Origin of the sequence: Corynebacterium meridianum (assembly GCF_016342265.1) — a bacterium.
Taxonomy (GTDB): Bacteria; Actinomycetota; Actinomycetes; order Mycobacteriales; family Mycobacteriaceae; genus Corynebacterium; species Corynebacterium meridianum.
This window is the reverse complement of sequence record NZ_JAEIOS010000011.1, coordinates 431127-452788: the sequence shown is the minus strand read 5'-3', so window position 1 is coordinate 452788 and position 21662 is coordinate 431127. Positions and strand designations below refer to the sequence as shown.

The window sequence follows — 21662 nt, the reverse complement described above, 5'->3', positions numbered from 1 at the left end:
GACCGTGGTCAGGCACACTGGAAACCCGAGGGGATTCCACGCGTCGCGGATGCCCCACGTCCGGCACACAGCGCGCCGGCGTTTGGCTAAGCTCGTCCACGACGAACGTCACCGCACAGATTTCTACTTTCATAACCAATCAAGGAGGATCGCCCCATAATGGCGAACTACACCGCTGCAGACGTTAAGAAGCTCCGTGACATCACGGGCTCCGGCATGATGGCCTGCAAGAAGGCCCTCGCGGAACACGACGGCGACTTCGACAAGGCCATCGAGTTCCTGCGCATCAAGGGTGCCAAGGACGTAGGCAAGCGCGCCGAGCGCACCGCCGCCGAGGGTCTCATCGCCGTCTCCGGCAACACCATGGTCGAGGTCAACTCCGAGACCGACTTCGTCGCCAAGAACGACGAGTTCAAGGACTTCGCCGCCAAGATCGCCGAGGCCGCCGCCTCCGTCAAGGCCAACACCCCGGAGGAGCTCAAGAACGCTCCGGTCGACGGTGGCACCGCCGAAGAGGCCATCCAGCAGCTGTCCGCCAAGATCGGCGAGAAGCTCGAGCTGCGCCGTGCCGTCACCATCGAGGGTGACAACGTCGCCGTCTACCTGCACCACCGCGCCGCCGACCTGCCGCCCGCAGTCGGCGTGCTCGTCGCCTACACCGGCGAGGGCGAGGCAGCCGGTGCCGCCGCCCACGCCGCCGCGATGCAGGTCGCCGCGATGAAGGCCACCTACCTCAACCGTGAGGATGTGCCCGCCGACATCGTCGAGAAGGAGCGCAACATCGCCGAGACCATCTCCCGCGAGGAGGGCAAGCCCGAGAAGGCGCTGCCCAAGATCGTCGAGGGTCGTCTCAACGGCTTCTTCAAGGACGTCTGCCTCAACGAGCAGGCCTCCGTGACGGACAACAAGAAGACCGTCAAGGCCATCATGGAGGAGGCCGGCGTCACGCTGACCGGTTTCGTCCGCTACGAGGTCGGCCAGCACTGATCCGAGCTTTTCGGTACAGATTAAACACCGTGGGGCGTCACCTACCAATGACGGTAGGGACGCCCCACGGTGTTTTTGTTGTGCCCGTGGCGGACCGATTCAGGTGTCGGTCCGCCATCGTGGCTACGCGAGAACCGTGATCAGAGCTTTGGCCTCAGATAGCCGATGAGATAAGACTTCGTGAATCGTGCTTCATGCGCCGCTCCGGGATTCTGGGTCCACACCTTGACGTGCGAGCCGTCGTCGGAAACAACCATCGCCACGTGACCTGCCTCCGTGTCCCACGGCCAGCCCTTGCCCCAGATAGCGACATCACCGCGGCGTGGTTTGGCGCTGGCCGGGAGCTTCTCCCAGTGGGAATCCGGTGCTGCGGAGTACAGCTGCCGTGCGAGAATCACCGAGATGAAACCGTGTCCGAGAATGTTCTCGTTGTAGTGGTTGAAGAGGGCCACGCACTGGTTTCCACCGTGGTTGTAGACCTGCTTGCCCCGTGTCTGAGAGATCAGGCGGTCCATCACTTTGTCTGCTTTGGTGGAGCTGCTGTCTTTGCGCTTCGGACGCATCCAGAAGACGTGGCCGTTCTCCCCGTTGACCCGAAGAACTCCATCGTTACCGAGTTCAAGGATACGGGCGGTGGTGCCTGCGGTGTCCGATGCCCACCGAGCTTGGCCCCCGGAATAGAGCACGAGGTTGCCGTCCTTCTGAATACGCAGGTACGCATCCCTTCCAGCAACCTTTTCAGTTCCGGTTGCCCAGATAGGAGCTCGGTCCTTGGTACGCCGGATCACGAAGTTTCCGTCATCCTGAACCGCAGCAAAATACTCACCGTTCTCTGACGTCAGCTGCTGCCCTGCTGTGAGTCGGGCATTCGCGACGATTTTAGATGTGCGTTTGGGTTGGGGCTTGGGGGTCGGTTTGGGTTCTGGCTTGGGCTTGGGCTTAGTGGTGGCGTCGGGGGCGGGCTTGGGTGTGGAGCTCGATGTGGGTTCGGGAGACGGCCCGTCCGGTGAACTGTTGGCTACCTTCCCGGAGCTTCCGCCGCCGCCGAAGATCATGGCGAGCAATCCGATGATCAGTCCGCCCCGAGGAGTCCGAGAACCTGAACCAGTTGCGGGGGCAGTGCGGGAAGCTGGGGGAGACCTGCGACGAACTCGGCGATGACGTCATTTCCGGGGGGGGGGCAATGACATCGGTGTCACCCTGATCGTCCGGTTCCGTCAGCTCGGGTTCCGGACTATCGGCTGACGGATCGGTGATGTCCGCTGTGACGATCTCGGCGGGAGGGAACAACGGGTCTGCGGTTGCCGGTGTGACTCCGGTCAGGGTCATGCTCGCGACGAGTACAGCCGCGGTGACTGACTTTCGTTTGATGGGGGCTCTCATATGACGCTCCGAGCTGGGATTTGGGTAATTTGAATCTAGGCTCAGTTCGCGGAGAATCAAGACCAATGCTGCAACTTTCCCCTAACCAGGGCCACCCGTTTTGTGGGGAAAAATTAGGGTGGTGGACGAGGCTGCTGCCGCGGGCACGTGGCCGGCAGGTGCGGGCGTCGAACGGTGCGGAGGTCCTCGGGTAAGCTTGGCTGACGGTAGACCAAGTCACTGGTGACGTGTAACAACGATCCGAACCACGAGATTCACAACGGAAGGACAGTGCGGCATGGCCGACGAAGCGGGCGTCAGACGTCAGGGATTCAAACGGGTGATGTTGAAGCTCGGGGGGGAGATGTTCGGCGGGGGCAACGTCGGCATCGACCCAGACGTCGTGGAGAACGTCGCGCGGCAGCTCGCGGGCGTCGTGCAGAACGGCACCGAGGTCGCGGTCGTCATTGGCGGCGGAAACTTCTTCCGGGGTGCGCAGCTCCAGCAGCGGGGCATGGACCGTGCCCGCTCCGACTACATGGGCATGCTCGGCACCGTGATGAACTGCCTCGCCCTGCAGGACTTCCTCGTTCAGCTCGGAATCGACTGCCGCGTCCAGACGGCGATCAACATGGCACAGGTCGCTGAACCCTATCTTCCGCTGCGGGCGAAGCGGCACCTGGAGAAGGGCCGCGTCGTCATCTTCGGTGCAGGTATGGGCATGCCCTACTTCTCCACCGACACGACGGCCGCCCAGCGCGCCCTTGAGATCGACTGCGAGGTGCTCCTCATGGCGAAGGGCGTCGACGGGGTCTACGACTCCGATCCCCGGACAAACCCGGACGCCGAACTCTTCGACCGGATCACCCCGAGGGACTGCATCGAGAAGGGGCTGAAGGTCGCGGACGCCACGGCGTTCTCGCTGTGCATGGACAACAACATGCCCATCCTGGTGTTCAATCTGCTCACCGAGGGAAACATCGCACGCGCCGTCACCGGCGAACGTATCGGAACCCTCGTCCAGTCCTGATAGATTTATCGGGAGCAACAGAATAAATCAGTCCAGGCCAGTCCCCATTCCCCACCCAGTCCACGACTGCGCTGCTCCGCCGTCTTGAGGTGGTGCAGACAGGGAGGGGACCCGGCCGACCGAGCCCCAAAGGAACAGTCGAACTCACCATGATCGATGACACTCTCCTCGAAGCCGAGGAACGCATGACCAGCTCCGTCGAGCACGCCCGGGATGATCTCACCACCATCCGTACCGGTCGCGCGAACCCCGGTATGTTCAACGGCATCGTCGCCGAGTACTACGGTGTACCGACCCCCATCACCCAGATGGCGACGATCTCCGTGCCGGAACCCCGGATGCTCATCATCCGGCCCTACGAGCAGAACGTGATGAACGAGATCGAGAACGCCATCCGCAACTCGGATCTCGGCGTCAACCCGACCAACGACGGCCAGGTTCTCCGGGTCACCGTGCCGCAGCTCACCGAGGAACGCCGCCGGGACATGGTCAAGCTCGCCAAGTCCAAGGGTGAGGACGCGAAGATCGCGATCCGCAACGTGCGACGCAAGCACATGGAGATCCTGAAGAAGATCCAGAAGGACGGCGACGCCGGTGAGGATGAGGTGATCGCCGCCGAGAAGGAACTGGACAAGACGACCCAGAAGTACGTCGGCCAGATCGATGAGCTCGTCGAGAAGAAGGAGAAGGAGTTGATGGAGGTCTAGATGACCGCCATCGAATCCGGTACACGATCCCTTCCTGCTCCGGCGTCGACCGGAGGGACCTCAGTGCGGATGCGTCATGTCTGATAACCACCTCTCACCCCGGAAACACGGCGAGGACGGTACCCGCGAGACCGGGCACCCCGACCTGTGGCTGTCCGGCGACCCCGTTGATTCCGACCCCGAGGATCTGACCGATTCGGATGAGTCGGTCAGGCGTCTGTTCTCGGGAGGGCTCCGCGGGGGCAGTGGCGATGTCACCGACTCACTGCGCGCGCTGGGCCTCGACCATCTCCCCAAACCCAGGAACTCCGCCGGGCGGGACATGAAGAAGGCTGTCGGCGTCGGTGTGGGACTCGGTGCCCTCGTCCTCCTGATGATCTTCGTCGTCCCCTTCGGCTGGTACCCGCTCGTGGCGGCCGCCGTGGGCGTCGCGACCTGGGAGGTGCACTCGCGGCTCAAGGAGAGCGGGTACGTCATCCCGCGGGTGATCCTCCTCGCCGGGGGACAGCTGATGCTCTGGCTCTCGTGGCCCTTCGGGACGAAGGGGTTGGTCGCGGGGTTCGTGGTGAGCGTTCTCGCCCTGATGTTCGGCCGCCTGTTCCACCACGGTGCGAACACCGCTCCGCAGAACTATCTCCGCGACACGTCGCTCGGGATCTTCGTCCTCACCTGGATCCCGCTGTTCGCTTCCTTCGCCGCGATGCTCTCCCTGATCACTCGGGAGGGGGTTCCGGGACAGATGTTCATCGTCACCTTCATGGTGTGCGTCATCGCCTCGGACATTGGCGGTTTCGTCTTCGGGGTCCTGTTCGGGGCGCATCCCATGGCCCCCGCGGTCAGCCCGAAGAAGTCCTGGGAGGGGTTCGCCGGTTCACTGCTCCTCGGCACCGTCGCGGGAGTGCTCCTCGTGCACTTCCTCCTGGACGACATCTGGTGGCGGGGACTGATCCTCGGTCCCGGGCTTGTGATCTGTGCGACGCTCGGGGACCTGGTGGAGAGCCAGTTCAAACGTGAACTCGCCATCAAGGACATGTCGAACCTGCTGCCGGGCCACGGGGGGTTGATGGACCGCCTGGACGGTCTGCTGCCGTCCGCGATGGTCACCTGGCTCGTGCTGAGTTTCCTGCAGACCTGATCCGCTTCTTCTCGTCGAAGACACGAACAACGCCTCCGCCCGATCAGTCGAGGGGCGGAGGCGTTGTTCCGTCACCGGTGAATTCAGCGCAGTTTCTTCAGCTCACGACGAAGCTCGAGCATCCGGACGCCACCGACCAGCGCCATGATGAGGGCGCCGGCGATCGCGGCGAGGAGAACCCCGATGCCGGCGGGAACCGTGAACGTCCAGGCAAACAGGGTGAGCTCGACGGCCTGCTGGTTCTGCATGATGAAGATGAGCAGCAGGATCAACAGCAGAGCACCGACGATCAGGGATACCCAGGTGCTGCCGGCGAGTGTACGACGCTTCACGTTCGCGGGTTTCGGGTGCTCCGCGGACGCTGCCGCACCAGAATCGGGATAGGCGGGCACCTGAGGTGACGGGTCAGGCGTGGGAGTGTTGTCGGCGGTGTGCTCGGCCTCGTTGTTTCGGGTCATACCCCCATTCAACGGCTCCCGGGCGGGATGCACAACCCGCCGGTTCCAACGATCAGCCGGTGGCGTGTAATGATGGGGGAATTATGACGAAGGAACTACCCCTGGTTTTCGCCGCCCCCAAAAGGGGAATGCCGCCCACCCATTTCGCCGATCTCGACTCCGAACGACGCATCGAGACCCTGAAGGACCTGGGCTTACCCAGATTCCGGGCCGATCAACTCGCCCGCCACTACTACGGCAGGCTGGAGGCCGATCCTCGCACGATGACGGATCTCCCGGCGGCGCAACGCGACACGGTCAGGGAGGCTCTCTTCCCGGAGATGATGACGTGCGTGCGGAGCATCAGCTGTGACGCCGGCCAGACCAGCAAGACCCTCTGGCGCCTGCACGACGGCACCCTCCTCGAGTCGGTGCTCATGCGCTATCCCGACCGCGCGACCCTGTGCATCTCGTCCCAGGCCGGGTGCGGCATGGCGTGCCCGTTCTGCGCCACCGGCCAGGGCGGACTGGACCGGAACCTGTCCACCGGGGAGATCGTGGACCAGGTCCGCGCCGCGGCAGCGACGATGCGTGATGAAGGGGGCAGACTCTCCAACGTCGTGTTCATGGGGATGGGGGAACCGCTCGCGAACTACAAGCGGGTCGTCCACGCCGTCCGGCAGATCACCGAGCCGAACCCGAAGGGATTCGGGATCTCGCAGCGCAACGTCACGGTGTCCACCGTGGGGCTCGCGCCGGCCATCCGCAGGCTGGCCGACGAGGGACTCTCCGTCACGCTCGCGGTCTCACTGCACACGCCCGACGATGAACTCCGCGACTCACTCGTCCCGGTGAACAACCGGTGGTCGGTCGAAGAGGTACTGGATGCCGCCCGGTATTACGCGGACCGGACCGGACGCCGGGTGTCCATCGAGTACGCACTGATCCGGGACATCAACGACCAGGATTGGCGTGCGGACATGCTCGGAAAGAAGCTGCGGAACGCACTGGGCGCCCGGGTGCACGTGAACCTGATCCCGTTGAACCCGACCCCCGGATCGAAGTGGGACGCCTCGCCGAAGGACCGGCAGAACGAGTTCGTCCGCCGGGTCGCCGCACAGGGTGTGGCCTGCACCGTCCGGGACACCCGCGGCCAGGAGATCGCCGCCGCGTGCGGTCAGCTGGCCGCCGAGGAACGCTGACACCCGCAGCACACGCGACACAGAGAGGTTCCGAGGGGCCGGCGCAGATGGATATTCCCTCCATCGGGCACCGGAACCCGTCTCCGGGCGGGGCGGAGCTCCCGTCCCGGGGTGTCCGTCCGGAGCCGAGGCACGGCGACGACGGTCAACCGGAGTACCCGGGACAGAACAAAGACCCGCGATCCGAACGTGGATCGCGGGTCTTTGTTCTGTACGCGGAGAGAATCAGGCGTCGATGGCGTGGTTTCCGGAACGTCCGCGGACGGTGGCCGGATCGATGTTCAGGGAACGCAGCTGTGAGTCGGTGAGATCGGCGTAGACACCGCTGAGGGTGTGCTGATCGTGCGCCCAGTCGGGTTCGACGTGGTCGATGGGCTTGTTCCGGGCGGTGACCGTACGAACCTGGTTCAGCTTCGGCTGGAACAGGTTCAGCAGGAGACCGACCACGATCAGGGCGGTGATGGCGAACAGCCAGATGGTCTCCACGTGTCCGTGGTGGTTACCGAAGTGGTAGGCGAGGAGGAACGCGACCGAGATCCAGCCGGAGATCTGGATGGCCTGACGGCTGAGACCGTGCCAGCCCCACGCCGCCGAGGGCTCATCGAGGGTCGACACTCCGTTGTGGACCTGGGGAACGTTGTGGTCGGAACCAGACACGTCAAACTCCTTATGGGATAAAGCGCACGTACCGAAATCGCATTCTGTTGCCGCCATCATCTCATATCGAGCCGCCGACAGCGACTTGAACTGCCCCATACGGTGGCGGGATGTGACAAATCCATGCAAAATCCGGGGGCCGAACCGGGTTTTCTGCCGCTCGCCGCGGTGGTGGGCCGCCGATCCCGCCCCATTCGGGTGTAGTGGAAAGTTTGATGCGGACCGGTGGGTCCGGTTCCGCGCCCGCAACGGATCAATGGAACAATGGGACAGGTGAGTAAACGCGTTCTAATTCTGGGAAGTACCGGCTCCATCGGCACCCAGGCCATCGAGGTCATCACCGCCAACCCGGACGTCTTCGAGGTCGTCGGAATCGCCGCGGGGGGTTCCGACCCGGCGCAGATCATCGCACAGGCCCGGCAGTTGCGCCTCGACGCGGGAAAGGTGGCCGTCGCCGACTCCGCGGCCGCGGCCCAGGTTTCGCGTGCCCTCGGGGCGACGGTGATCAGCGGGCCTGACGCCGCCCGGGATCTCGTCGGTGCCGTGCCGGCGGACACCGTGCTCAATGCCCTCGTCGGTTCCATGGGCCTCGCGGCGACGCTCGCGGCCCTGGACTCCGGTGCGGTGCTCGCCCTGGCGAACAAGGAGTCGCTGGTGGCCGGCGGAGAGCTGGTGCTGCGGGCCGCCCGGCCCGGGCAACTCGTTCCCGTGGACTCCGAGCACTCCGCGATGGCCCAGTGCCTGATGGCGGGCACCGGACGGGAGGTGTCCCGTCTGGTGCTCACCGCGTCCGGTGGGCCGTTCCGCGGCTGGACGAGGGAGCGGATGATGGACGTCACCCCGCAGCAGGCCGCAGCCCACCCGACGTGGTCGATGGGGCAGATGAACACCCTGAACTCCGCGACGCTGGTCAACAAGGGACTCGAGTTCATCGAGGCCTCGCTCCTCTTCGGGATTCCCGGGGACCGGATCGACGTGGTGGTCCACCCGCAGTCCATCGTGCACTCGATGGTCACGTTCACCGACGGTGCGACCATCGCGCAGGCGTCCCCACCGTCGATGAAACTCCCGATCTCCCTGGCCCTGGACTGGCCCAGGCGGGTCCCGGACGCGCAGCCGGCGCTCGACTTCTCCGGCGCGTTCTCCTGGGACTTCGAACCCGTCGACCACGCCGCGTTCCCCGCGGTGCGGCTCGCAGCCCGCGCGATCGACGCGGGTGGCACCTGGCCCGCGGTCTACAACGCCGCCAACGAGGAGGCGGCCGCCGCGTTCCTCGCCGGGGACATCCGGTTCCCGCAGATCGTCGACACCGTTGCCGAGGTCCTCGATGGTGCGGCGGCCTTCGCCCGACCCGCCGAAACGGTTTCCGAGGTGCTCGAAGTAGAGCAGCACGCCCGTCGACTGGCGGGGCAGGTCCTCGCCGCGAAACGCTGAACCGGACGCCGGTGTGCGAGACTTGACCGCGCAACAACGGACACCGGGCCGAACCGGGACACCGACAGACATGCAAGGGGAGTGACCTCACCGTGGGTTATCTGCTGGGCGTCATTCTTTTCGCCCTCGGTATCGCGCTGACCATCGCACTGCACGAGGCGGGACACATGGGTGTCGCCCGGCTCCTTGGCATGCGGGTCCGCCGGTACTTCATCGGTTTCGGCCCGACCGTCGGCCAGTTCACCCGTGGACACACCACCTACGGGCTCAAGGCCGTCCCCCTCGGTGGGTTCTGCGACATCGCGGGAATGACCGCCAACGACCCGCTCACCCCGGAGGAGGAACCGCTCGCCATGTGGCGGCGCCCCGCGTGGCAGCGCATCGCGGTCCTCGCGGGCGGTGTGGTCATGAATATCTTCGTCGGTCTCGTGCTGATCTACACCGTCGCGGTGAGTGCGGGCATCCCTGACCCCGACATCGACCTCACCCCGACCGTCGACGGCACCGCGTGCGTCGCCCCCGCGCAGAACCCCGACGGCTCACTGGTGCCCTGCTCCGGTGAGGGGCCCGCCGCGGAGGCGGGCATCACCGCCGGGGACCGGATCACCGCCGTTGACGGCCGTCCCATGCACACCTTCATCGAACTCCGCGACACGGTGATGGCGAAACCCGGCGAGACGGTGGAGCTCACCGTGGAACGCGACGGGATCACCCGCGAGGTGGCGGTCACCGTCGCCGAGGCCACGCGGATCGACGCCGTGGGTGGGGAGGTCACCGTCGGGGCCATCGGCGTGTCGCGGGCACCGGTCGGGAACGTGTTCCGGTCCTACGGCCCCGTCGAGGGGATCGGTGCCTCGCTGCGTTTCGCCGGTCTGATGTTCTCCGGCACCGTCGAGGGGCTGAAGTCCTTCCCCGCCAAGATCCCCGGTGTCGCCGCGGCGGTGTTCGGCGAGGAGCGTGCCCAGGACTCGCCGGTCAGTGTCGTCGGAGCTACGCGGATCGGCGGGGAACTGGCGGAACGCAGCGAATGGGCAACGTTCCTCATGATGCTCGCCAGCCTGAATTTCTTCCTCGCGCTGTTCAACGTCGTGCCACTTCCGCCGCTCGACGGCGGGCACATCGCGGTCGTGCTCTGGGAGAAGTTGCGGGATGCCGTGCGGAGGCTCCGCGGTCTGCCGTCGGCGGGGCCCGCGGACTACCGGGGTCTGATGCCGTTGACCTACACGGTTGCTGCACTCCTGTTGACGGTGGGGATGGTCGTCATAGCTGCTGACGTGGTGAATCCGATCCGGCTGCCCGGCTGACGCTCCGCCGGCCGCAGATCCCCGGACCGGACGGGCACCGGTCCCGGTGCTACCATCGACCACGACGGCCCGCCCGAATCTCACCCACGAGCACCGACCTGCAGGCGGTGCGCGACAAGGAGTTCTTTCACAGTGACTATCCCCATCGGACTCGGCATGCCTGAGGCACCGCCGCCGGTGCTCGCCCCGAGACGCAAGACCAGACAGTTCATGGTCGGCAACGTCGGTGTCGGATCGGACCACCCGATCTCGGTGCAGTCGATGACGAACACGAAGACCCACGACATCAATGCCACCCTGCAGCAGATCGCCCAGCTCACGGCCACGGGCTGCGACATCGTGCGTGTGGCGTGCCCGAAGCCGATCGACGCGGAAGCCCTGCCGATCATCGCGAAGAAGTCGCCGATCCCCGTGATCGCCGACATCCACTTCCAGCCCAAGTACATCTTCGCGGCCATAGACGCCGGCTGCGCGGCGGTCCGCGTGAACCCCGGCAACATCAAGGAGTTCGACGGCCGGGTCAAGGAGGTCGCGCTTGCGGCCGGATCCGCCGGTATCCCCATCCGCATCGGTGTCAACGCCGGTTCGCTGGACAAGCGGATCATGGAGAAGCACGGCAAGGCCACCCCTGAGGCCCTCGTCGAGTCGGCGCTCTGGGAGGCCAGCCTCTTCGAGGAGCACGGTTTCGGTGACATCAAGATCTCCGTGAAGCACCACGACCCGGTCATCATGGTGGAGGCCTACCGTCAGCTCGCCGCACAGTGTGACTACCCGCTGCACCTCGGCGTCACCGAGGCCGGACCGATGTTCCAGGGCACCATCAAGTCTTCCGTGGCCTTCTCCGCGCTGCTGGCGGAGGGTATCGGTGACACCATCCGGGTGTCCCTGTCCGCGCCACCGGAGGAGGAGGTCAAGGTCGGTGACATGATCCTGCAGTCGCTGAACCTCCGACCCCGCAAGCTGGAGATCGTGTCCTGCCCGTCCTGCGGCCGCGCCCAGGTCGACGTGTACAAGCTCGCCGAGGAGGTCACCGCGGCCCTCGACGGGATGGAGTTCCCGCTGCGCGTCGCCGTCATGGGCTGCGTCGTCAACGGCCCCGGAGAGGCCCGTGACGCGGACATCGGCGTGGCATCCGGAAACGGTAAGGGGCAGATCTTCGTCAAGGGTGAGGTCATCAAGACCGTGCCCGAGTCGCAGATCGTGGAGACCCTGATCGAGGAGGCGATGAAGATCGCCGAGGAACTCGGTCTCGAGGAGGGCAGCGTGAGCGGTTCCCCCGAGGTGAAGGTCACCACCTGATCCTTTCCGGTGCCCACCGTATGCCGGCGCCCCCGCGGGGGCGCCGGCATACGCATGTCCCGGGTATCTACCGACTCCCCAACAGTCCCATCCGTCACAAGTTGCCGGTTCCGGTCACGGCACGCCGCGCGGTTCCGCTGCTGCGCCCGTTCCTGTTGCTACCTTGAACCCCATGAAGAAGACGTCTGCGCTGCTCACGGTGATCACGGTGGTCGCCGCGGGCCTGGTCGGATGCACCCCGAAGCCGCCGCCCGCGGACGGCACCATCGAGGCGTTCTTCGGGGCCGTCTCCGACGGCGATTTCGACGCCGCCGGGGAGCTGACCGATGACCCGTCCGCCGCGGCGGAGATGCTCCGTGAGTCCTTCGAGGGGTTGCAGGCGGAACAGGTCGAGGTGGAACTCGACGGGTCGTCCACGGGGGAGAACACCGCCACCGCGGAGTTCACGGTCGACTGGTCCCTGCCGCGCGACCGGGAGGTCCGCTACCCGTCGAGAATGTCACTGAGCAAGGTCGGCGGCGAGTGGCTCATCCGGTGGCGGCCCAACCTCCTCCACCCCAGGCTGGGGGCGAACCAGCATCTCGAGCTCCGGGGTATCAACGCGGAGCGTGCCAGGGTGATCAGCAACGACGGCGTCGCGCTCCTGGAACCCGGAACCACCTACCGGGTTCTCGTCAACACGAAGGGGCTCAAGGACCCGGACTCGACGGCCCGGACCGTGGCCAGGGCACTCGATGCCGCCCATTCGCGGGACCGGAGCGTGGCCACGGTCAACGCCAACGAACTGGCGGAAGACCTCCGCCGTGCGAAGGGCATGTACTCGGTCGGCCTGGTCAACGCGGTCGAGGGGCCCAAGGTCGTGGAGGCACTCGACGGTGTCGAGGCGGTGACCGTGAATCCGGAGGCGGCGATGGTCCGCACCGACCGTGACTTCGCGCCGGACATCATCTCCCGGGTCGAACGCATCGTCAACGACGACCTCGACGGGGAGCGCGGCTGGCAGATCGCCGTGGTCAACGCCTACGGTGCCCAGATCGACACCCTGGAGACCCACGCCCCGACACCCGTGCCCGCTGTGCGCGTCAGCCTCGACACTAACGTCCAGCGTGCCGCGCAGGCCGCGGTGGATCTCCGCTCGGAGATGAAGGCGATGATGGTGGTGATGCGCCCCTCCACCGGGGAGGTGCTAGCCATCGCGCAGACCGCCGAAGCCGACCGGGACGGGTCGATCGCCCTCATGGGCCAGTACCCGCCCGGGTCGACCTTCAAGATCATCACCGCCACCGCGGGCATGATGGACGAGGACCTCACCCCCGACAGCATCGTCCCCTGCCCGGGGGCGATGGAGATCGGGCACCGCATCGTCACCAACTACAATGGTTTCTCCCTCGGATCCGTGCCGCTCGAGCGTGCGTTCGCCGCCTCCTGCAACACCAGCTTCGCCGACATCTCCTCGCGCCTGAATCCAGGCGAACTCGAGCAGGTCGGCAAGCAGTTCGGGCTCGGCCTCGACTACACCATCGAGGGGCTGGGCACCGTCACCGGCTCCGTCCCCCACGGTGACGAGCTGGTCGACCGTACCGAGGCCGGATTCGGCCAGGGCAAGGATCTCGCCAGCCCCTTCGGGATGGCGCTCGTCGCCTCCACCGCGGCGACGGGGCGGACCCCCGTGCCCGTGCTCATCAACGGTCGGGAGACCACGGTGAGTGAGCACGTCGATCCGCCCACCCCGCAGGCGATCGAGGGACTGCAACGGATGATGCGGCAGGTGGTGACCACCGGTACCGCCCGGGGCATGCAGGCCGGCGGGGCGATCCACGGCAAGACCGGTGAGGCCGAGATCGCGGGTGGTTCCCACGCCTGGTTCGCCGGTTTCCGCGACGACGACATCGCCTTCGCCACCCTCGTGGTGCTCGGCGGTGGATCGGAGACCTCCGTCGCCATCACCGACCACTTCTTCCGGGCCCTCGATGACCCGTCACTCCTTCCCCCGCGGGACGCCGCCCGTCCGCAGGCCCGGGAACGGGAGGACGCTCCGCCACCCGACGAAGCTCCCGCACCGGCCGCTCCGGAAGCCCCCGCCCCCGGAGGCGCCGCCGACGCGGCGGTCCCACCGCCGTACCTCTAGCCTCGCGTTGCCGACGACGGGCACCACACGGAATACGGAGAGTTCGGTGCACCGGCACCTCCTCGTAGCGGTGCCCACCGGCAGCGCTACGATGGTGGACATGTCGAAAGCACGCGCACGCCTGACCCCCGGAAAACAGAGCCCCGTCCGCAAGGTGCCCAAGCACATCGAGCGGCCGGAATACGTCTGGAAGGACACCGTCAGGGAGGCGTGCGGTGAGCCGCTGATCCAGACCGCGGAGACCATCGAGGCCATGCGCGAGGCCAGCCGTATCGCCGCCAACGCCCTCGCCGTCGCCGGTCAGGCCGTCGCTCCCGGTGTCACCACCGATGAGCTGGACCGGATCGCGCATGAGTACATGTGCGACCACGGCGCCTACCCGTCGACCCTCGGCTACCGCGGTTTCCCGAAGTCCTGCTGCACCTCGCTCAACGAGATCGTCTGCCACGGCATCCCGGACTCGACGGTGATCCGGGAAGGCGACATCGTCAACATCGACGTCACCGCCTACAAGAACGGTGTCCACGGCGACACCAACCGCACCTTCCTCGCCGGGGACGTCAGTGAGGAACACAGGCTGCTCGTCGAGCGCACCTACACCGCCACGATGCGGGGCATCCGGGCGGCGAAGGCCGGCCGCGAGATCAACGTCATCGGCCGGGTCATCGAGTCCTACGCGAAACGGTTCGGCTACTCCGTGGTGCGGGACTTCACCGGCCACGGTGTCGGCCCGACGTTCCACAACGGTCTCGTCGTCGTGCACTACGACAACCCGGAGGACCACACCATCCTCGAACCCGGCATGACCCTCACGGTGGAACCGATGATCAACATCGGCGATCTGCCCTACGACATCTGGGACGACGGCTGGACCGTGGCCAACCGGGACGGGAAATTCACCGCCCAGTTCGAACACACCCTCGTCATCACCGAGGACGGCCCGGAGATCCTGACCATCCCCGACGCCGAGATCGACTCTTACGGCCACGACAGCTGATCCGGCACGACCGTGTCCGCAATCCTCGTCGCCGGAACCACCTCCGACGCCGGTAAATCCGTCATCGTCGCCGGAATCTGTCGGGCCCTGGCCCGCCGCGGTGTCTCCGTTGCGCCATTCAAGGCGCAGAACATGTCGAACAACTCCGCCGTCTGCCCCGACGGCGGGGAGATCGGCCGGGCCCAGGCGCTCCAGGCCGCCGCGTGCGGCCTCGACCCCAGCGTGGACTTCAACCCGGTACTCCTCAAACCCGGCAGCGACCGCACGAGCCAACTCGTGGTCCGGGGGCGTGCCACCGGTTCGGTGAACGCCCGGAACTACATCGAGCACCGCACCCACCTCAGACAGGTCGCGGCCGAGTGCCTGACCGACCTGCGCCGCCGGTTCGACGTCGTCATCTGCGAGGGTGCGGGTTCGCCGGCGGAGATCAACCTCCGGGCAACCGACGTCGCCAACTTCGGCCTCGCCGAGGCCTGCGACCTGCCCGTCTACATCGTCGGCGACATCGACCGCGGGGGAGTGCTCGCCCATCTCTACGGCACCCACCAGATCGTCGGCGCCGGGGACCGGGCCCGGATCCGCGGGTTCATCATCAACAAGTTCCGCGGTGACCAGACCATCCTCGACCCGGGCCTCGTCCAACTCGAGGAACTGACCGGGGTACCCACCGTCGGGGTACTGCCGTTCATCGACGGGCTGTGGATCGACGCCGAAGATTCGCTCCAGTCGCCACTCGGCGCGAGCGTCGGACCCGCCACACCCGCCCTTGGCACCCGGCGCCTGCGGGTCGCGGCCGTCCGGATGCCGCGGATCTCGAACGCGACCGACGTCGAGGCACTCGCCTGCGAGCCCGGGGTGAGTGTCGTCTGGTCGGCAGACGCGGACCAGATCGCCGACGCCGACCTCGTGGTTCTCCCCGGGACACGTGCCACCGTCGACGATCTCGCCTGGCTGCGACGGACGGGGATCGCGGCAGCCGTCACCGCGCGTGTCCGGGAGAACCGGCCGGTGCTCGGGATCTGCGGTGGTTACCAGATGCTGTGCCGCAGCATCACCGATCCAGTGGAGTCCGGTTCCACCGTCCCCGTCGACGGCCTCGGGGTGTTCGACACAGACATCGTGTTCCACCCGGACAAGACCCTCATCCGGCACGAGGGGGGAGCCTACGAGGTGCACCACGGGAGGGTCGCGCGCTCCACCGAACAGCCGTGGATCGGGGACGAGGGAGCCAGACGCGGTGTCATCTTCGGTACCCACCGGCACGGCCACCTGGAGCATGACGGACACCGACGTGCCTTCCTCCGGGACATCGCCGCAGCCACCGGGCGGAGCGGGTTCGTCCTCGCGGCGGACACCTCCTTCCACGCCGAACGCCTCCGCCAGCTGGATCTGATCGCGGACGCGGTGGAGCAGGCCCTCGATCTGGACGGCATCATCGGGCGACGGTGACCCGGCAACCCCCGCTGCACGACGCCAATCGGTGGACGACCGCTGCACACCGGTGGAAACCTGAACCCGATCTGATCGGTTACGGGGGTGATTTTCGGGCCGTGCAGAAAAGAGAATCTGCTATAACGGGCGTTGTCCCTCCCGCACCGCACGCCAGGAGTCTCCATCATGCACAAGCTGCCCCGGCGGATGACCGCCACCATCGCCTCAACCCTTCTGCTCCTCGGCGCGTCCCCCGCGGTCGCCTCCGCGGATGAGCACGTGTTCGGTTCATCGGGGACCAACTCCTCCGAGTCCACCCTCGAGTGGTTCATCGGACAGATCATCCAAGTGTTCGGGATGCCCCTCCACCCGCATACCGGCACGACCGGAGAACCCGCGACCGGCATGCACTCCGAGCATCAGACCGATTTCTTCTACACCGTGATCGACAACGACACCATCCGCATGACGGTCCCCTCGGGTGACGACGGCTGCTACGGAGTCCGTGGCGTGGTCACCACCACCCCGAACACCGTCGGCGTCGCCGCCGTCGAAGGGCTCCGCCCGGGCGTCGGCGAAGGGCCGTGCGCTGCCGTCGCCAGCTACCCGAGGATCGATGTGAAGGTCCCGGGCGGCATCAACGGGCGGGCGATCACGAGGATCACCCTCGGTGAAGATCAGCTGAACTAGCCCGTCATCTCGGGGTGGGCCGGCCGATCGCGGTAGGTCACGCCCGCCGCCACAGGTAGGGCCGCGGCGATGATGTAGGCCCACGCCAGCACGATGCTCGGGGCCTGGGCCGGCCACCAGGTGATCGGGGTGGCCGCGAGAACAACCGCATAGACCATCGTCGCCGCGAGAATCCCGGCGGCGGCGGTGACCGCGGTCCACCGCCAGCCGTGATCGCGCACGCCGCGGTCGCGGGCTCCGGCGAGCACCGGTACACAACCGAGTAGGGCGAGGAGAGCGGACACGAGCACGAGCCCGCGGGTCGGCGGGGTGTCGGGGCCGAGCGCGAACCAGCCGGCTGCCGCCGCCCCGACCACGCTGAAGCCCACCCTGGGGACCCACCGCCCGGGAAGCTGACCGAGCCCGCCGGCCAGACACGCGATGACCGCCGGGGGAGTGAGATACACCGTCGCCAGGGTGGTCACCGTGAATACCTCGTCCAGGGAGGTGACCCGGCTCGCCGCGACGAGTACCCCCAGCATGAGCAACGCGACACCCCCGGCCGCGGACAGCGCCCGGAACACCGTGACCCTGCCCGGGCGGTACAGCTGAGCGAGGGCACTCGCCGCACCGAATGCCACCGTCGCGGCGGCCAGTCCGGCGTAGCCGACGTGACTCCTCGTGTAGTTCACCCCCAGGGTCGCCAGCAGCAGGGCCACGGCAGCGGCGATCGAGGCCGTTGCTGCGGGCACATCACGGTGGCGCGGGGACGGTGGTTGGGGAGTCACGGTGAAAAGATGTGCAGCTTTCGTCATCGTCGGGTCAGCGGCGGTTGCGGCCCCTCATTCTAGCCACGTCCGGCCCTCCACGCCGGGTGCCGTGGCAGCCTGTCACGACGGAGAGTCAGGTTCGTGCGCGCGCCGGGGAGGGGGAACCGGTGCGCCGGTGGGAGGTGCGATCTTCGGATACCCGGAGGAGACGTCCGGGCCTGAGGCGGCTCGCGGGGAGGCCGTCGGCGAACCACTGACCGCGGCACCCGTGGACACGACCGCGCGTGCGGGACTCGGATCCCAACCGGTGTCGACGACGCGCCGTTGCACGAGGATCGCACCGCCGAGGATCGCCGCACCGATGAGCAGGAGCAGGATCGTTCCCGCGATCGTCCCGGTCTTCGCCGCGGCGCCGATCAGGGTGCCGAACCAGGCGAAGTCGGCGTCGCCGAAGGTGGTGTTCTCCCCGGAGAACACGCCCAGCACCTGCATGAGGAACGCGGGGCCGAGGGTGATGAAGAGACCGTTGGCGAATGCGCCGGCCACGGCACCGCGTCGTCCGCCGGTGGCGTTGCCGTAGACACCCGCCGCACCACCGGTGAAGAAGTGGGGGACCAGTCCCGGCAGGATCAGCACGACACCGAACAGCGGGTTGAATGCGATCTGCAGCAGCGCCAGGCCGACCAGCCCGCCGATGAAGGAGGAGATGAATCCGATCAGGACGGCGTTCGGCGCGTAGGGGAAGACGATCGGGCAGTCGAGGGCGGGGACGGCCCCGGGCACGAATTTCGCGGCGATGCCCTGGAACGCCGGCACCAATTCACCGAGGATGGTGCGCACACCGAACAGGATCACCGCCACGCCGACACCGAACTGCAGGCCCAGGGTGAACGAGTGCATCAGGTACGCCCCCACATCGGAGGCACCGTCCTCGAATGCGGCGAACGCCTCGTCCCGGCCGGCCCGGATGAGGAAGATCACCGCGAGGATGACGTACATCAGCGCCATGGACAGCGCGGTGGCGACCATCGAGTCCCGGAGGAACTTCAGTCCCTCGGGCAGTTTGAGGTTCTCGGTGGACGGGGACAGCTTCTCCGGTTTCCGTCCGCCGACGAGCGAGCCGACACCACCCGCGACGATGTACCCGGCCGTACCGAAGTGTCCCATGGCGATCGAGTCGTCGCCGGTGATCCGTCTGGTCCACGGGTGCACGAACGCAGGCAGGGACACCATGAGGATCCCCAGCAGCACTGCCCCGAGCGGAACGGTGACACCCGCCGAGAAGCCCGCCGTCGCCAGGACGATGGTGATCAGCGTCGCCATGAATAGCACGTGGTGGCCGGTGAGGAACACGTAGTGCAGGGGTGTGAATCGCGCCAGCAGCAGCGACACCGCGAAACCGAGGACCATCAACCAGGCGACCTGTGCGCCGTAGTTCTCTTGCGCGATCCCCACGATCGCCTCATTTGTCGGCACCACGCCCCGCGCCCCGGTGGCACCGGTGATCATCGTGCCGAGCGGCTCCAGGGAGGTGACGACGAGACCGGCACCGGCGCCGATGAGCAGGAAACCGAGGGTCGCCTTGACCGCGCCTCCGATGACCTCGCCCGTCGATTTGCGGAGTGCCGCGAGCCCCACCGCGGTGATGATGCCGATGAGGAACGCCGGGACCGAGAGGATCTGGTTGACCAGGAACTCGATGACAACCATGTCGGAAGTCCTTTCTGTGTGGTGGTGCCGGTCAGACCGCGTAGATCTCGCGGAGGGCGGCGTCGATCTCGTCGGTGGAGGTGAAGTTGGATATCACCCGCATCGGGACCCCGAGGTCCCCGAGGGCCCGGGCTATCTCCCCGGAGGTGAGGATGCAGTCGGCGTCCCCGGACTTCCCCTTCGCGGAGATCGTGTCGGTGGCCTCCACCGTCATGTACCGCGACCAGCCCCAATCGTCGAGCACGTCCTCGAGGGTGTTCTTCAGGAACAGGGAGGTACCGAGGCCGTTGCCGCACACCGTGAGGATCAGGCCCTTGCTGGGGACGGTTTCACCGGTGTGGGGTGAGGGGGCATGGGTTTCCCGCCGGGTCGTCTCCTCGTCATGGAGGGACCGCGGCCTTTCCGCGGCCCCGTCGATAAGCGCGATCACCTCATCGGCCGAGCTCGCCCTGCGCAGGGCGGCGCGGATCTCCCCGGATCCCAGACCCCGGGACAGCGTCTTCATCGCCGCCAGGTGCGTGTCCGGATCCGTGGCGGACAGGGCGACGACGAGATCCACGGGATCATTGGAGGGGTGACCGAAGGACACCGGATCGGTCAGAACGATCAACGACAGAGCCGTGCGGTGAACGGATCCGGACGGTCGGGCGTGGGCGAACGCGGTGCCGGGGGCGATCACGATGTAGGGGCCGTTCACCTCGACGGCCTCGATCATCTCCTCGGTGTATCCGGCGTCGGTCGCATCCGTTGATGTCAGTAGTCCGCCGGCGTGGCGGATCGCGTCACGCCAGTCGTGCGCCTGAACCCCGAGGGCGATCCGGTCGTGGGTGAGCAGATCATGAAGAGCATCCATGATCTCAGACTAGGCGCACCGTGCACCGCCCCGGTAGGGCGCCGGACACACCCCGTCCGGGCAACCGTGCTACCGGAGCCCCACCCACAGCATCGTGATGCTGAGTACGGCGCCCGCGACAAAGTTGATGTAGAGGAAGAAACTCCATCCCGAGCGGGCCCGGGTGCACGTGGCGTCGGTGATGGTCCAGAATCTCGCCGAATTGACCGCGTAGGGGAGAATGACGAGCCCCGCTATCCAGCTCGGACGGGGGAGGAGGAACAGGATCAGCGCCGCGACGAGATACTGCACGGTGGCCAGTCGCGCGGTGGTTCCAGCACCGAGAACCGTCGCTATCGACGACAGTCCGCCCTGCCGGTCGGCGGTGACATCCTGGATTGCGCCGAGAGCGTGGCTCGCCATGCCCCAGAGAAAGAAGGCGACCATGCACCAGGTGAACCACGCATTCACCCCACCGGGACACATCGTGCCCGCGATCAGCGCCGGTGAGACGAAGTGCACAGAGGAGGTCACCGAGTCGAGGAAGGGGCGGGCCTCGAACCTGAGACCGGGAACCGAGTAGGCGAGGAGGGCGAACAGCGAAATTGTGAGCCAGACGCCGGATGCCCGCGTGCCCACCGCGTAGAGGTACACCACGAACGGCAGGCAGCTGATCGCCGCGGCCCACAGCAGGGTCCGGTGGTGTTCCCTGGCCAGGACGGTTCCCTCGACGCCACCTTTCCGCGGGTTGAGGATGTCGGATGCGAAGTCGAAGACATCGTTGACGCCGTACATCGCGATGTTGTAGGGGATGAGGAAGAAGAAGGTGCCCAGGTAGAACCGGGTGTCCATGCCGCCGCCGGTGACGAGGTACGCGGCGAGGAACGGGAAAGCGGTGTTGACCCAGCTCAGCGGTCGCGATGCGCCGAGGACGCGCAGGAGCGTGGCTGTCATCGCCGGGTTCCCTTCCCCGGCCAGACCGCGGGTACGGCCACTCCCGCGACAACCGCGTACGCCAGATCCTCCACCGGCATCACCCCGATGGTCAGACCTGTGTGGTGCGCCGGATCGTAGCCCACGAGTCCGGCCCTGATCATCAGGTTGTCGAAGATGACGGTGAGTGCGACGAGCGTGACGACGACAACCGCGGTCACGGTGCACTGTCCCGGTACCGAGTGCCTCCTGGTCCACCACACCACAGCGGCAACCAGCACGAACGGCAGGCTGATCAGCAGATACGTCACTGTCCGACCATCTTCCCCGGCACCGTCATACGGGTGAAGGAGGTGAGGTTGAGCGCCAGATATACCAGGAAGAACAGGAAGAACGGTTCCTCGAGAGGTAGTTCGGGGGCGAGTTCCACTCCGCTCATCCACCGTGAGGTGCCGCGGAAGAAGACGCCGCTGACGATTCCGAGGCCGTCCCACGGCAGGAACATCCCAGACAGGACAACGCTGACCACCGTGGCACGGGCAGGCGCCGCCGTGAACGTCAGGCGCCAACGGTGGTCGCACAACCCCATCGCCAGAATCGAGCCGAGGATACTCGCCAGATAGAGCCACCGGTCCATC

21 protein-coding genes are annotated in these 21662 nt (G+C 66.6%); 12 read left to right on the top strand and 9 right to left on the bottom strand.

All coding sequences use genetic code 11. The features are described 5' to 3' along the window. The first annotated feature begins 159 nt into the window (after positions 1-159). Positions 160-987 (top strand): translation elongation factor Ts, encoded by an 828-nt coding sequence (tsf, locus tag JDV75_RS05255; RefSeq protein ID WP_198738175.1) that lies wholly within the window; start codon positions 160-162, stop codon positions 985-987. Positions 988-1127: 140 nt separating this feature from the next. Here the strand turns inward: tsf and JDV75_RS05250 are convergent, their stop codons facing one another. Continuing rightward, positions 1128-2042: a CHAP domain-containing protein gene (locus JDV75_RS05250; RefSeq protein ID WP_232958257.1), complete on the bottom strand. Its 915-nt coding sequence runs from the start codon at positions 2040-2042 to the stop codon at positions 1128-1130. 605 nt (positions 2043-2647) lie between these two features. On the opposite strand from JDV75_RS05250, the gene pyrH reads away from it, so the two are divergent. From pyrH to JDV75_RS05235, 3 genes are all read left to right on the top strand, one after another. Continuing rightward, on the top strand, positions 2648-3379 hold the full coding sequence (gene pyrH, locus JDV75_RS05245; RefSeq protein WP_198738173.1) for a UMP kinase: 732 nt from the start codon (positions 2648-2650) through the stop codon (positions 3377-3379). 149 nt (positions 3380-3528) lie between these two features. After that, on the top strand, positions 3529-4086 hold the full coding sequence (frr, locus tag JDV75_RS05240; protein ID WP_198738172.1) for a ribosome recycling factor: 558 nt from the start codon (positions 3529-3531) through the stop codon (positions 4084-4086). 76 nt (positions 4087-4162) lie between these two features. Beyond that, positions 4163-5221, top strand: coding sequence for a phosphatidate cytidylyltransferase (locus JDV75_RS05235; protein ID WP_418884378.1), 1059 nt, complete (start codon positions 4163-4165; stop codon positions 5219-5221). 83 nt (positions 5222-5304) lie between these two features. Here JDV75_RS05235 and JDV75_RS05230 read toward each other — a convergent pair whose 3' ends face one another. Then, entirely contained in the window at positions 5305-5679 is a 375-nt protein-coding gene (locus JDV75_RS05230) for a LapA family protein (protein ID WP_198738171.1), read from the bottom strand. 83 nt (positions 5680-5762) lie between these two features. Between JDV75_RS05230 and rlmN the strand changes: the two genes are divergently transcribed. Further along, positions 5763-6860, top strand: coding sequence for a dual-specificity RNA methyltransferase RlmN (rlmN, locus tag JDV75_RS05225; RefSeq protein ID WP_198738170.1), 1098 nt, complete (start codon positions 5763-5765; stop codon positions 6858-6860). A 225-nt stretch (positions 6861-7085) separates the two neighbouring features. Here rlmN and JDV75_RS05220 read toward each other — a convergent pair whose 3' ends face one another. Continuing rightward, on the bottom strand, positions 7086-7517 hold the full coding sequence (locus JDV75_RS05220) for a DUF2631 domain-containing protein (RefSeq protein WP_198738169.1): 432 nt from the start codon (positions 7515-7517) through the stop codon (positions 7086-7088). A gap of 264 nt (positions 7518-7781) precedes the next feature. On the opposite strand from JDV75_RS05220, the gene dxr reads away from it, so the two are divergent. The 7 genes from dxr (at position 7782) to JDV75_RS05185 (ending at position 16800) form a co-directional block, all read left to right on the top strand. Next, positions 7782-8951: a 1-deoxy-D-xylulose-5-phosphate reductoisomerase gene (dxr, locus tag JDV75_RS05215; protein ID WP_198738168.1), complete on the top strand. Its 1170-nt coding sequence runs from the start codon at positions 7782-7784 to the stop codon at positions 8949-8951. 92 nt (positions 8952-9043) lie between these two features. Further along, positions 9044-10255, top strand: a complete 1212-nt coding sequence (locus JDV75_RS05210; protein WP_198738167.1) for a site-2 protease family protein — start codon at positions 9044-9046, stop codon at positions 10253-10255. 156 nt (positions 10256-10411) lie between these two features. Then, complete coding sequence (ispG, locus tag JDV75_RS05205; protein WP_198738463.1) at positions 10412-11554, top strand: flavodoxin-dependent (E)-4-hydroxy-3-methylbut-2-enyl-diphosphate synthase; 1143 nt, start codon at positions 10412-10414, stop codon at positions 11552-11554. 172 nt (positions 11555-11726) lie between these two features. Then, positions 11727-13682, top strand: a complete 1956-nt coding sequence (locus JDV75_RS05200; protein WP_198738166.1) for a penicillin-binding transpeptidase domain-containing protein — start codon at positions 11727-11729, stop codon at positions 13680-13682. 91 nt (positions 13683-13773) lie between these two features. Further along, on the top strand, positions 13774-14679 hold the full coding sequence (map, locus tag JDV75_RS05195; RefSeq protein ID WP_198738462.1) for a type I methionyl aminopeptidase: 906 nt from the start codon (positions 13774-13776) through the stop codon (positions 14677-14679). A gap of 12 nt (positions 14680-14691) precedes the next feature. Then, on the top strand, positions 14692-16128 hold the full coding sequence (locus tag JDV75_RS05190) for a cobyric acid synthase (RefSeq protein ID WP_198738165.1): 1437 nt from the start codon (positions 14692-14694) through the stop codon (positions 16126-16128). Positions 16129-16296: 168 nt separating this feature from the next. Beyond that, positions 16297-16800: a hypothetical protein gene (locus tag JDV75_RS05185; protein WP_198738164.1), complete on the top strand. Its 504-nt coding sequence runs from the start codon at positions 16297-16299 to the stop codon at positions 16798-16800. Here JDV75_RS05185 and JDV75_RS05180 read toward each other — a convergent pair. The 6 genes from JDV75_RS05180 to JDV75_RS05155 form a co-directional block, all read right to left on the bottom strand. After that, complete coding sequence (locus JDV75_RS05180; RefSeq protein WP_198738163.1) at positions 16797-17531, bottom strand: hypothetical protein; 735 nt, start codon at positions 17529-17531, stop codon at positions 16797-16799. The genes JDV75_RS05185 and JDV75_RS05180 overlap by 4 nt on opposite strands. Positions 17532-17669: 138 nt before the next feature. Beyond that, complete coding sequence (locus tag JDV75_RS05175; RefSeq protein ID WP_198738162.1) at positions 17670-19259, bottom strand: PTS ascorbate transporter subunit IIC; 1590 nt, start codon at positions 19257-19259, stop codon at positions 17670-17672. A 31-nt stretch (positions 19260-19290) separates the two neighbouring features. Beyond that, the gene (locus JDV75_RS05170; protein WP_198738161.1) at positions 19291-20112 is read right to left on the bottom strand and encodes a PTS sugar transporter subunit IIAB; all 822 of its coding nucleotides are present in this window, start codon (positions 20110-20112) and stop codon (positions 19291-19293) included. 69 nt (positions 20113-20181) lie between these two features. Continuing rightward, positions 20182-21045 (bottom strand): prenyltransferase, encoded by an 864-nt coding sequence (locus JDV75_RS05165; protein WP_198738160.1) that lies wholly within the window; start codon positions 21043-21045, stop codon positions 20182-20184. Beyond that, positions 21042-21335, bottom strand: a complete 294-nt coding sequence (locus JDV75_RS05160; RefSeq protein ID WP_198738159.1) for a lycopene cyclase domain-containing protein — start codon at positions 21333-21335, stop codon at positions 21042-21044. The genes JDV75_RS05165 and JDV75_RS05160 overlap by 4 nt, the downstream gene beginning before the upstream one ends. Then, complete coding sequence (locus tag JDV75_RS05155) at positions 21332-21661, bottom strand: lycopene cyclase domain-containing protein (RefSeq protein ID WP_198738158.1); 330 nt, start codon at positions 21659-21661, stop codon at positions 21332-21334. Before JDV75_RS05155 ends, JDV75_RS05160 begins: the two co-directional genes overlap by 4 nt. Between the last annotated feature and the right edge of the window lies 1 nt (position 21662).